The organism is Mesorhizobium sp. LSHC412B00 (assembly GCF_000503035.1).
GTDB lineage: Bacteria > Pseudomonadota > Alphaproteobacteria > Rhizobiales > Rhizobiaceae > Mesorhizobium.
Window position 1 is genome coordinate 807,896 of record NZ_AYWB01000001.1, and the last position, 12,209, is coordinate 820,104.

Consider the following 12,209-nt stretch of genomic DNA (forward strand, 5'->3'; position numbering starts at 1 on the left):
GTTCCGCTACCCGCGCGGCAGCACGCGCCGGATGACAGTCTTGTCGGCGGCTGGTTTCGACGCCCCGATCGTATAGGCCGAAAGCACGGCGGCTGCGGCCGCTTCGGCCTCCACTTGCGTGCGGGCGTGGACCAGCGCCAGCGGCTCGCCGGCCCGCACCTCGGCGCCGAGCGGCAGCAGCCTGGTGATGCCGACCGCATGGTCGATCCTGTCGTCCGGCCGCGTGCGCCCGCCACCGAGCCCGACCACGGCAAGGCCGATATCGCGGGTGGCAATAGCGGTGGCAAAACCGTTGCCTGTCGCCTTGACCGCAAACTCCACCGCCGCTTTCGGCAGGTATTTTTCCGGCTTCTCGACGAAATCGGCGGGACCGCCAAGGGCTGCGACCATACGCGCGAAGGCGGCTGCCGCGCGGCCGCCGGCCAGCGTCTCGGCCGCGCGCCTGAGACCGTCCTGATTGGACGACGCCAGCCCTGCCGATTGCAGCATTTCGGCGGCCAGCGCCAGCGTCACATCCTCCAGTCGCTTGTCGCGGAACCTTCCGGTGAGGAAATCGACGGCGTTGCGCACCTCGACCGCGTTGCCGGCCGCCGACGCCAGCGGCTCGTTCATACCGGTGACCAGCGCCGAGGCCTTCAGGCCGGCGCCGTTGGCGATCTCGACTAGGCTGTTGGCCAGTGCTGTCGCGTCGCGCGACTTCTCCATGAAGGCGCCATTGCCGACCTTGACGTCGAGCACCAGCGACCGCAGGCCGGCCGCGAGTTTCTTCGACAGGATAGAGGCAGTGATCAGCGGCACCGATTCCACCGTTCCGGTCACATCGCGGATCGCATAGAGCCGACGGTCGGCGGGCGCGAGATCGGCGGTCTGGCCGATGATGGCACAGCCGGTCTCGAGCACCGTCTTGCGGAAGCGCGCGATATCCGGCTGGCTGATATAGCCTGGGATGGCATCCATCTTGTCCAGCGTGCCGCCGGTATGCCCAAGGCCCCTGCCGGAGATCATCGGCACATAGGCGCCGCAAGCGGCGACGATCGGCGCCAGCATCAGCGAGACATTGTCGCCGACGCCGCCGGTCGAATGTTTGTCGGTGACCGGACCCGGCAGGTCCGACCAGTCGAGCACATCGCCGGAATCGCGCATTGCCAGTGTCAGCGCCACCGCCTCGTCGCGGTTCATGCCGTTGAAGAACACGGCCATGGCGAAGGCGCCGACCTGGCCGTCCGAGACGCTGCCCGAAGTCACGCCCGCGACGAAGGCCGAGATCTCCTGCGGGGACAGTTTCTGGCCGTCGCGCTTGCGGCGGATGATTTCCTGCGGAAGCATCAGGCAGCGCCCTTCGGCTCCGGCAACCCATCCTGGAACACATGCGCAAGGATCGTCGCCAGCCGTGCGCCGCCGATCGGCGCCATGTCCTTGGTCTCCTGGTGCGACAGTTCCGCCCCGGTCATCCCGGCGGCGAGATTGGTGATCACCGAACAGGCGGCTACGCGAAGCCCAAGGAAGCGGGCGAGAATGACCTCCGGCACGGTCGACATCCCTACCGCATTGGCGCCCATGACGCGCGCCATGCGGATTTCAGCAGGGGTTTCGAAACACGGACCGGAAAACCACATATAGACGCCCTTGTGCAGCGCCGTCCCTGTCGCCTTCGCCGCCCGTTCGATCGCCGCGCGCAAGCCGGCATCATAGGCTTCGGTCAGGCCGACGAAGCGGCGGTCGCTAGGCTCGCCGATCAGCGGGTTGGAGCCGGAGAAATTGATGTGGTCGGTGATCAGCATCACCGATCCTGGCAGCATGTCGGGATCGACCGAGCCGGCGGCATTGGTAAGGATCAGCTTGGTGATGCCGATGCCGGCAAGCACCTCCAGCGCCGGCCGCATTGCAGCAGCAACGCCGTGCTCGTAATAATGGGCGCGGCCGGACAGCATCAGCACCGGCGTGCCGGCGAAAAGCCCCGCGACCACCTCGCCGGCATGGCCAGTCACCCCGCTGCGGGGGAAACCCGGCAGGTCGGCATAAGAGATGCGCACGGCATTTTCGACCTGGTCGACAAGCCCGCCAAGGCCCGACCCCAGCACCATCGCCGTTGTCGGCGCCAACCCGTCCAGCCTTTCAACGAGGTGGTCCAGAGCTTCCTTCATATCAGCCAACTCTCACTTCAAAATGTCGCCACGAAACCCGTAGGGCAGCATGTCGCCCATGGTCACGGTCTCGACCACGCCGGTGTTGTCGCAAAGATAGAGCTTTGTGTCCGGCCGGCAGAATTCCGCCAGCCTTTGCCGGCAGCCGCCGCAGGGCGAGCATTTCGCCATGCGCGAGGCAATGACGGCGATTTCCACAATCTTGCCGCCACCCCCCATGATGTAATGGCCGAGCGCCGTGGTCTCGGCGCACCAGCCTTCCGGATAGGACGCGACCTCGATGTTGGCGCCGGTGAAGACACGGCCGTCTTCGGTGCGCAACGCCGCACCCACCGGAAACTTCGAATAAGGCGCGTAGGCCTTGGCCATGGCCTCCTGCGCGGCTTCGAACAGATCATGCGACATTCAGGTGTTCTCTCCGACGATCGTGGTCAAAACCCGGCCATTTGCGTTTTCCTGGCGCCTTTCGAGCACCAGCCGCATGTTCGACGCAGTGCTCCTGGGCGCCCGGATCAACGTTCCTTGACATAAGGCACGCCGCCGGCGCGCGGCGGGATCGCCTTGCCGATGAAGCCGGCAAGCAGGATCACGGTCAGCACATAGGGCAGCGCCTGCATGAACTGCACCGGCACCTTGCCGATCAACGGCAGCGGCGAACCCTGCAGGCGGATCGCCGCCGCGTCGAGGAAGCCGAACAGAAGGCAGGCGAACATAGCGTTGACCGGTCGCCATTTGGCAAAGATCAGCGCCGCCAGTGCGATGTAGCCCTTGCCCGCGGTCATGTCCTTCACGAAGCCGCCATTCTGCACCATCGAGAGGTAGGCGCCGGCAATGCCGGTCAGCACACCGGTGCAGATCAGCGCCCGGTAGCGCAGCCAGGCGACCGAGATGCCGGCGGTGTCGACGGCGGCCGGGTTCTCGCCGACGGCGCGCAGGCGCAGGCCGAAGCGGGTGCGAAACAACACCCACCAGGTGAACGGCACCATGGCGAAAGCGAGATACACCAGAATCGAATGGCCCGAGAGCAGCTCGGAATAGATCGGCCCGATGATGGGCACATCATGGATCGCGGCAGCACCTGGCAGAGTGATGGCCTCGAAACGCTCGCCCGGCTGCAGCGCCGGCGTGCGCCCGCCCTGCTGGAACCAGGCCTGGCCCAGAATGATGGTCGAGCCGGCGGCGACGAAGTTGATGGCCACACCGGAGACGATCTGGTTGCCGCGATGGGTGATCGAGGCGAAGCCGTGCACCAGGGCAAAGGCGACCGACATCACGATCGCCATGCCGAGACCGAGGAAGGCCGAATGGAAGACCGAAGCGGCGGCCGCACCTGCAAAGGCGCCGACCAGCATCTTGCCTTCCAGCCCGATGTCGAAAACGCCTGCGCGTTCCGAATAGAGGCCGGCGAGGCAAGCGAGCAGCAGCGGCACCGACAGGCGTATGGTCGAGTCCAGGATCTGCACGATGGCGATGAAGACGTCCATCTCAGGCGCCCTTCCCTTTGACCGCTTCGATGCCGACCGACCTTGGACTGAACGAGGCGAACAGCGCCTGGACGTAGGGCCGGAACATGTGCTCCAGCGCACCGGCAAACAGGATGACCAGGCCTTGGATGATGACGATCATGTCGCGGGAAATCGCCGGCATTTCGAAGGCAAGTTCGGCGCCGCCCTGGTAGAGCATGCCAAACAGGATCGCCGCCAGCACGATGCCGACCGGATGCAGACGGCCCATCAGCGCCACGGCAATGCCGACGAAGCCGGCGCCGGAGACGAAATCGATCGCCACATTGTGCTGGTCGCCCATCACCGGGTTCAGCGTCATCATGCCGGCCAGCGCGCCCGAAATCATCATCGCGATAATGATGATGCGGGTCTCCGAAATGCCGGCATAGCGCGCCGCTTTCGGGCTGTGGCCATAGGTGCGCATCTCGTAGCCGAGCTTGGTGCGCCAGATCAGCAGCCAGACCAGGAATGCCATGAGCAGCGCCAGCAGGAAGCAGATGTTGAACGGCGCCGAGCGGATCTTGGCGCCGAACAGTTCGATGATCCAGTTGAGTTTGGGCAGTTCGGCGCCGGCGAGGAAGTTGCGCGTCTGCGGCGCCTGCGACGCCGCCGGCTTCAACGGCCCAACCAGGAGGTAGACCATGATCGAGGCCGCGATGAAGTTGAACATGATGGTGGTGATGACGATGTGCGACCCGCGCTTGGCCTGCAGATAGGCCGGGATCAGCGCCCACAGCGCACCGACGGCGGCTCCGGCGACGATCGCCAGCGGAAAGGTCAGCCACCACGGCAGCACAGTGTCGAAGGCGAGGCAGACCACGCCCACGCCAAGGCCGGCAATATAGGCCTGGCCCTCGGTCCCGATGTTGAACAGGCCGCAATGCGCGGCCACCGCCACAGACAGGCCGGTGAAGATGAAGGTGGTGGCATAGAACAGCGTGAAGGCAATGCCGGTTCCCTTGCCGAAAGCGCCCTCGACCAGGATGACGGCGGCACGAAACGGGTTTTCGCCGACCAGCATGACGACGAAACCGGCAACGATGAAGGCCACTGACAGATTGATCAGCGGGATCAGCCCATAATCGGCCCAGGCCGGCAGCTTGGCGTAAGGCGTGCTCACTCTGCCGCCTCCTGGCGATCGACGCCTGCCATCAGCAGACCAAGCTCGCCTTCGGTCGCCTCCGGGCCGCGTTCGCCGACGATGCGCCCGGCAAACATCACCAGGATGCGGTCGGACAGCGAACGGATCTCGTCGAGCTCGACCGACACCACCAGCACCGCCTTGCCCTGGTCGCGCATGGCAATCAGCCGCTTGTGGATGAATTCTATGGCGCCGACATCGACGCCGCGTGTCGGCTGGCCGACGATCAGAACACCGGGGTCCTGCTCCATTTCTCGCGCCAGCACGATCTTCTGCTGGTTGCCGCCGGAGAAATTCGCCGTTTTCAGACGCGGATTGCCGGGCCGGATGTCATATTTCTCGATCTTGTCCTTGGCATCAGCCATGATGGCGTCGATGTTGAGGAACGGCCCTTTCAGGTAGCGCGGGTCGTCATGGTAGCCGAGGATCGAATTCTCGTTCTCCTCGAAGGCCAGCACCAGGCCGACATGATGGCGGTCCTCCGGCACATGGGCGAGCCCACGGTCGCGCAACTCGCCGGGATCGGCGGCCCCGGTCAGGTCGATCGGCTTGCCATCGAGCATCACCGAGCCGGAAACCGCGCGCCTGATGCCGGAAATCGCCTCGAGCAGTTCGGACTGGCCGTTGCCGGCGACACCGGCAATGCCGACGATCTCGCCGGCGTGGATATCGAAGGAGATGTCGTCGACCATGGTGACGCCGCGCTGGTCTTTCACCGTCAGGTTCTTGACGGCCAGCTTGACCGCGCCGGCCTCCGTCTCGCCCTTTTCGACCCGCAGCAGCACGCGCCGCCCAACCATCAGTTCGGCCAGTTCGCCGACTGTCGTCTTGCTGGTCTCGCGCGTCGCCACCATCGTGCCCTGGCGCATGACCGAGACATTGTCGGTGATGGCCATGATCTCGCGCAGCTTGTGGGTGATCAGCACCACCGTTTTCCCCTGGTCCTTCAATTGCCTGAGGATGCGGAACAGATGGTCGGCCTCGGCCGGCGTCAACACGCCCGTCGGCTCGTCGAGAATCAGGATTTCGGCGCCGCGATAAAGCGCCTTCAGGATTTCGACACGCTGCTGCAGGCCGACCGGCAATTCCTCGATGATGGCGTCGGGATCGACTTCCAGCCCGTATTCGCGCTCGAGCCGCTCCAGTTCGGAGCGCGCCTTGGCGATGCTCTTTTTCAACAGCGCATCGCTTTCGGCGCCGAGGATGATGTTTTCCAGCACGGTGAAATTGTCGACCAGCATGAAGTGCTGGTGCACCATGCCGATGCCGAGCGCGATGGCGTCGTTGGAAGTCTTGATAGACGCCGGCTTGCCGCCGACGCGGATCTCGCCGCTGTCGGCCTGGTAGAAGCCGTAGAGGATCGACATCAGCGTCGACTTGCCGGCGCCGTTCTCGCCGACGATGCCGTGGATGGTGCCGCGTGCGATCTCCAGATTGATGTCGCGATTGGCGCGAACGGCGCCAAAACTCTTGTTGATGCCGATCAGTTCGATTGCGGCTTGCGCCATGCAGCCTGTCCCACTCTTATTTTTTTATCGCTTGGTCAAAACGCCTAGCATGATGCCCCACCCGTGCCAATTGGCGGCGCAGTGGCCACTCTCGACAAATCCCGGTGCGCTTGTCAATTTCGAACGTGGCCGCAGACCTTCACATTCACTAATATGCAAGGCTCAACAGTCGCATCATGCTGCAACTGCGTGCACCAGGACCTGGGGAGTTTCGAATGATCATGCCTGTCGACCGGCTGACGACGCTGGAAATCCGCGCCGCCGAGCAGGAAAAGACCATCGAGGAACTGTCGGGCCAGATCGCCGAACAGTGGACGGCGATCGAACGCATGCAGCGCAAGCTCGATGCCCTGACCGGGCGCTTCATGGCTCTGGAGGAACAATCGGGACCCGACGTGCCGATAACCAAACCTCCGCACTGGTAGCAAGGAGAAGCCTATGGCCGGTGAAAGCGACCGCGTTGCGCGGGCGGGCGATTATGGGCTTGGCCTGATGAACGATCGCGACCGCGAACGTGCCGAGCGCGACCTGGAGATCGATCCCGCCTTCCGCGACACGGTGATGCGGCTGGCCGAGCGCATGCATGTCTTCGACGGCACGGGGCGGCCCTCGGGCGACGACGATCGCTGGCGGCTGATCTCGCAACGCATCGCCGAACTGCCGCAGATGCGTGTGGTCGGCCAGGACGAAGCGAAGCCGGTGATCGGCAGACTGGAGCGGAAGCCCTATGGCGTCGGCGTGCATTCGCTCGGTGCCCGACGCGGCGCCGTCATCGCCATCGCGCTGATCGTGGTGTTTGCGCTGGGTTATCTCTTGGGCTTGTTGTCGACCGGCGGTGCGCTTCTGCCCTGACGTCCAAGGCAATCGCATATGGACTTGCGAAGAAGGACCCGCAACGCCGAAACTGCCGATCTCCCCCCTTGCGGGGGAGATGGCCGGCAGGCCAGAGGGGGTGTGAAGGATCGCCAACCTGATTGGCCGTTAGGCCGAGGGACAGCCCCCCCTCTGCCTTGCCAGGCATCTCCCCCGCAAGGGGGGAGATTGGCAGCTCCAACGCTTCACCCCTTCTGCGCTGTCCCATCAAGATACTGCGTCAGCGCGCAGACCAGATGATAGAAGATGCTGGCCGGCACGTCCGATGCCAAGGAGCGGCCGCGTTCGTCGATGCGGTCAATCCACAGGCCGAGCGGGGCCGGATCGATGTGCCAGCGGAACAGGCGGCCGACGCGCGCCTCGATCTCCGGCTTGAGGTCGGGGCCACCAGGCCCGTCAAGCGCGATCGCCGCCTTGATCGCTTCGGCCTGTGGCCAGCTGCGCGATACAAGGTCGAGCGGCAGGCCTTGTCTTGAGACGGCGCCATAGGCAAGGCCGGTGGCGCGGTTGAGGCCGTTGGCGATGGCCGAGGCGTAGAGCTTGCGGGCAAAATTGCTCAACTCGCCCTGACCGCTGCGGGCGACGAAATCGGTGAGCAGCGAGGCCCATTCGAAATGATGGCCGGGCTCGGTCCATGTGCCCTTCTCGCCGGCGGCCGGCTTCCACCCGGCGTCGAAATATTCGCCCAGCGTCCAGCTCTCGGCATCGAAGAAATGACTGCGGAAAAGGTCGATGATGCGCGCGGCGCGGCGCAGATAGGTGCGGTCGCCGGTCGCCTCATACCAGGCGAGGAAGGCCTCGAGCAGATGCATATGCGGGTTGGAGCGCCGCTCGCCCTCGCCGTCGGATGTCTCCAGAAAGCCGGTCATGCGGCTGTCCTCGAGATGCGCGTCGAGAAACACGAAGGTCTCCTGGCCCAGCCGCAGCGCATCCGGATCGCCGCACATATGCGCGTGCGCCAGCGCCAGCAGCACGCAGGAATGGTCGTAGGCATCCTCGGTTGGGTCGGCGACGGAGCCGTCGACATTGAGCGTGCGCACCCAGCCGCCCCGGTCCGTGCGGCCCTTGCCGGCCATGAAGGCGATGCCATGGGCGATCAGGCGATCGGCAGGACCGTCCCAGCCGCGGGCCTTGGCAACGGCGAAGGCGTAGACTTGCCTCGCCGTCGTGCGCATGCGCTTGGGCTTCAACAGCGCCTCGCCGTCGAAGCCGAGCGCCTCGTGGAAGCCGCCATGACGCTCATCGACGCCTGAAGTCGACCACAGCGGCAAGGTCTCCTCGAACAGCCAGTGATGCACGCGCCGACGCCAGGCGCCGCTCTCGATGACGCGGTCGTGTGCCGGCGTAAACCTGGTTTCCAGCCGTCCCGATTTCTCCAGCTGCTCGACGATCTTCTTGACGTGCTGGCTGTGGCTGACCGGCGCGACGAAGGTGGCGTCCGCTGTCGAGACGATCGCGACGTCCTTCATGCCGATAGCCGACAAAAGCCGGCCGTCGCTTCTGATGTAGGAGTTCTCGCAATCGATGGCGACAACATCGCCGACGACGACATTGCCATTGGCATCAGCAGGGCCGACATCGAGCAGCGACTGCCAGGAGCCGAGGTCGTTCCAGCGAAAGCCGGCCGGCACCATGACGATGTCCTTGGCCCGCTCCATGATGGCGTAGTCGATCGAGTTCGACGGGATGGCGGCGTAGAGGTCGAGCGGCATATAGAGGCCGGACAGATCCGAAGTCGCTGCCTTGTAGGCCGCTTCGGTGGCCTGCCAGATGTCGGGCTGGAAGGCCGCAAATGCGTCGCGCATGGCGCCGGCGCGAAATAGGAAAATGCCGGTGTTCCAGTAGAAGGTGCCCGCACTGAGATAGCTCTGCGCAGTGGCGAGGTCGGGCTTTTCGACGAAGCGCGACACGTCGAAGACGCCGCCGCTTTCGGCTGCGACTTCGATATACCCATAGCCGGTCTCGGGCTGCGTCGGCTTGATGCCGAACACCACCAGACGGCCGGCAAGCGCTGCCTGGCTGCCCGCCTCGACGCTCTGCCAGAACTGCTTGGGCGTGGCGATTTCGTGGTCTGACGGCACCACCAGCACCAGGCTGTCGCCGAACTCCGACAATGTGCGCAGCGCGGCCAGCGCCACGGCGGCAGCCGTGTTGCGCCCGGTCGGCTCGAACAGCGGGCCACCGCCGGCGAGGTCGAGGCCGGCAAGGTCGGCATGGACACGCTCGGCATGGCGCTCGGCGGCGATCAGGAAGATCGGCGTCTCACCTTCCGGCCGCGCCGTCAGCCGGCGCAAGGTCTTGGCCAGCATCGAGCCGTCGCCGGAGAGATCGTGGAACTGTTTCGGGTTGTCCTCGCGCGACAGCGGCCACAGCCGCGAGCCGACACCGCCGCTCATGACAAAACTGACGATGCGCTCGCTCATGAAAGGTCCAATCAGAACGTCTGGTTGTAAGCGCCGACTTCGGGGCTGCGGCGCAGCACGGCGTCGACGGCCTCGAACATCTGCCGGCGGCGGTCGGACGATACCGGGCTTTCGACAACCACGACAAGCTCCGGCTTGTTCGACGACGCCCGTACCAGGCCCCAGGTGCCATCCTCGGCCACGACGCGCACGCCGTTGACGGTGATCAGCTCGGCGATCTTCTGGCCGGCAAAAGTCTTGCCGGCGCGCTGCATCGCCTGGAAGTCCGCCACCACCCGATCGACCACGCCGTACTTCACTTCGTCGCCGCAATGCGGCGACATGGTCGGCGTGCCGAAGGTCAGCGGCAGCGCGCGATAGAGATCGGCCATCGAACTTGTGGGGTTGCGGTCGAGCATCTCACAAATGGCGGTCGCGGTGATGAGACCGTCATCATAGCCGCGGCCGATCGGCGGATTGAAGAAGAAATGGCCCGACTTCTCGAAGCCGGCAACGGCGCCCAGTTCGGCGACCCGGCGCTTGATGTAGGAATGGCCGGTCTTCCAGTAATCTGTCTTCGCGCCGTTGGCGCGCAAGACGCTGTCGGTGTTGAACAGGCCGGTCGACTTGACATCGACGACGAAGGTCGAGCCGGGGTATTGGGTTGATATGTCCCGCGCGAGCATGACGCCGACCTTGTCGGCAAAAATCTCGTTGCCCTCATTGTCGACCACGCCGCAACGGTCGCCGTCGCCGTCGAAGCCCAGCCCGACATTGGCACCTGTTTCCAGCACTTTGTCCCTGATGGCATGCAGCATCTGCATGTCTTCCGGGTTCGGGTTATAGCGCGGAAAACTGTGGTCGAGCTCGACATCGAGCGGGATCACCTCGCAGCCGATGCGCTCCAGCGCCTGTGGCGCGAAGGCGCCGGCAGTGCCGTTGCCGCAAGCCGCCACGACTTTCAGCTTTCGCGCGATGCGCTTGTCGCTCACCAGATCGTCGAGATAGGTCTCGCGAAAACCGGAGACGAATTCGTAGGAGCCGCCGCCGGCGAGATCGAAGTCGCTCGACAGCACGATGTGTTTCAGTGCGCTCATCTCCTCTGGTCCGAAGGTGAGCGGCCTCGCCGCACCCATCTTGACTCCGGTCCAGCCATTCTCGTTGTGCGACGCCGTGACCATGGCGACGGATGGTGCGTCGAGCGCGAACTGGGCGAAATAGGCCATGGGCGACAGCGCCAGGCCAATGTCTTTCACCTTTGCGCCCGCAGCCATCAGGCCGGAAACCAGCGCCAGCTTGATGGCAAGCGAATAGGAACGGAAATCATGCCCGGTGACGATGTCGGGACCCGCGCCAAGACGGCGGATCAAAGTGCCCAGGCCCATGCCCAACGCTTGGACGCCGATCAGGTTCAGGTCCGGCGGTTGCGTCGAACCGGCATGGCCAAACCACCAGCGCGCGTCGTATTCGCGAAAGCCGGACGCCTTGATCAGCGCTTCGGTTTCGAATTCGAAGCTGTTGGGCCGGGCGTCGCCTACGATTTTCAGGGGCAAGGCAGCAAAGCTCCAGATGGCGAAAACACGATCTATCGAGGCTGCGACTTAGCACACAAGCCTTTAAGCCGGGTTTATCCCAACAGAACATCCTGGCTTTGCGAGAATGCCGACGAAAGCCAACGAAATGCGACAGAAGCACTGCCATTGCCGCTTGCAGGAACGGTATGTGGCAGCTATAAGCCCGCGGTCTGGTCACGGAGTGTAGCGCAGCCTGGTAGCGCACCTCGTTCGGGACGAGGGGGTCGCAGGTTCAAATCCTGCCACTCCGACCAGTCAAATCAAGCATTTTAGCATTTCCCGAAAAGTGCTCCCACCTGAAACCCTACCCGAAGCTACCGCCAATCGGCCTTCACGACGTAGCGCGTGAATTCCCGCTCGACATGGAAGACCGCCTCTTGACCTCCGTCGAGTCGCGCGCCCAACCCTCAAAGCACGACAAAACCATATGCCGGCGGACGCCCCATGCCGCTCTTTCTTGATGCGCCCGACGCTATCCTGGAGAAACTTCCCCGTGAAGTCCTTCCGATTTGCAACAAAAGAGCGTGCGGACGCGCGAAGTTGCGGTCCATGGGAGCCTCTAGGTTTGTGGGAAATGTTGCCGATTGAGCGGCGCGTGTTATAGGGTCTCGGCCAGGAGGCCGGCCTTATGTTCGATGATATCAACGAGCTCTTACACGCTGAGCGCGGCGAACGCCTGAAGCGCATGCCCAAAGCCAGGGTGATGCTCAGTGCCGGCTGTGCCGGTACTTGGTTTTGATTGGGTCGAGCAGGAATACGGTCGCGTGGACAAGCATATCGGCCTTGAATACTACATGCCGCGCCGAGCAGCGAGAAATCGGATTGTTGAACTCCGATTGATTGAAATCGGGATGACTAGACCGCTGATCAGGAAAAAGGTCGCCACGCCGACGACCGCAAAATTGATAGGTGCCGATGATGACGCTCGATACCGTCATGAAACAGACCGATATCCGCGAATTCGACCTGCTCAAGATTGACCTTGAAGGCTATGAATTGCCCGTGCTCAAAGAGGGTGTTCAAGGTTCTGCCCTGAAAACACGGCAAAGGGACTCATAGACG

The 12,209-nt window shown here is 63.9% G+C and carries 11 protein-coding genes and 1 tRNA gene; 4 read left to right on the top strand and 8 right to left on the bottom strand.

Features of this window, described 5'->3' with window-relative positions; genetic code table 11:
* Positions 1–6: 6 nt before the first annotated feature.
* From deoA to X757_RS160830, 6 genes are all read right to left on the bottom strand, one after another.
* On the bottom strand, positions 7–1,326 hold the full coding sequence (gene deoA / locus X757_RS160850; protein WP_023683185.1) for a thymidine phosphorylase: 1,320 nt from the start codon (positions 1,324–1,326) through the stop codon (positions 7–9).
* Positions 1,326–2,144 carry a purine-nucleoside phosphorylase gene (locus X757_RS160845; RefSeq protein ID WP_023686468.1) on the bottom strand — a complete coding sequence of 273 codons (819 nt, stop codon included), beginning with the start codon at positions 2,142–2,144 and terminating at the stop codon, positions 1,326–1,328. Before X757_RS160845 ends, deoA begins: the two co-directional genes overlap by 1 nt.
* A 12-nt stretch (positions 2,145–2,156) precedes the next feature.
* Entirely contained in the window at positions 2,157–2,549 is a 393-nt protein-coding gene (gene cdd, locus X757_RS0133300; protein ID WP_023683183.1) for a cytidine deaminase, read from the bottom strand.
* 107 nt (positions 2,550–2,656) lie between these two features.
* A complete protein-coding gene (locus X757_RS160840) occupies positions 2,657–3,628 on the bottom strand; it encodes an ABC transporter permease (RefSeq protein WP_023683182.1) in 972 nt (323 codons plus the stop codon).
* 1 nt (position 3,629) lies between these two features.
* Positions 3,630–4,769, bottom strand: a complete 1,140-nt coding sequence (locus X757_RS160835; RefSeq protein ID WP_023686470.1) for an ABC transporter permease — start codon at positions 4,767–4,769, stop codon at positions 3,630–3,632.
* On the bottom strand, positions 4,766–6,298 hold the full coding sequence (locus X757_RS160830; protein ID WP_023686471.1) for an ABC transporter ATP-binding protein: 1,533 nt from the start codon (positions 6,296–6,298) through the stop codon (positions 4,766–4,768). The genes X757_RS160835 and X757_RS160830 overlap by 4 nt, the downstream gene beginning before the upstream one ends.
* 218 nt (positions 6,299–6,516) lie before the next feature.
* Between X757_RS160830 and X757_RS160825 the strand changes: the two genes are divergently transcribed.
* Together X757_RS160825 and X757_RS160820 are read left to right on the top strand one after the other, a co-directional pair.
* On the top strand, positions 6,517–6,723 hold the full coding sequence (locus X757_RS160825) for a SlyX family protein (RefSeq protein ID WP_198024385.1): 207 nt from the start codon (positions 6,517–6,519) through the stop codon (positions 6,721–6,723).
* 13 nt (positions 6,724–6,736) lie between these two features.
* On the top strand, positions 6,737–7,150 hold the full coding sequence (locus X757_RS160820; RefSeq protein WP_023725224.1) for a hypothetical protein: 414 nt from the start codon (positions 6,737–6,739) through the stop codon (positions 7,148–7,150).
* A gap of 206 nt (positions 7,151–7,356) precedes the next feature.
* Here the strand turns inward: X757_RS160820 and X757_RS160815 are convergent, their stop codons facing one another.
* A complete protein-coding gene (locus tag X757_RS160815) occupies positions 7,357–9,594 on the bottom strand; it encodes a mannose-1-phosphate guanylyltransferase/mannose-6-phosphate isomerase (protein WP_023725225.1) in 2,238 nt (745 codons plus the stop codon).
* Positions 9,595–9,605: 11 nt separating this feature from the next.
* Positions 9,606–11,126 carry a phosphomannomutase/phosphoglucomutase gene (locus X757_RS160810; protein WP_023725226.1) on the bottom strand — a complete coding sequence of 507 codons (1,521 nt, stop codon included), beginning with the start codon at positions 11,124–11,126 and terminating at the stop codon, positions 9,606–9,608.
* Between the two features lie 198 nt (positions 11,127–11,324).
* Here X757_RS160810 and X757_RS160805 point away from each other — a divergent pair.
* Both X757_RS160805 and X757_RS1000000166170 read left to right on the top strand, forming a co-directional pair.
* Positions 11,325–11,401: transfer RNA gene (locus tag X757_RS160805), tRNA-Pro, on the top strand.
* A gap of 664 nt (positions 11,402–12,065) precedes the next feature.
* On the top strand, positions 12,066–12,206 hold the full coding sequence (locus X757_RS1000000166170) for an FkbM family methyltransferase (RefSeq protein WP_198024381.1): 141 nt from the start codon (positions 12,066–12,068) through the stop codon (positions 12,204–12,206).
* Positions 12,207–12,209: the final 3 nt, after the last annotated feature.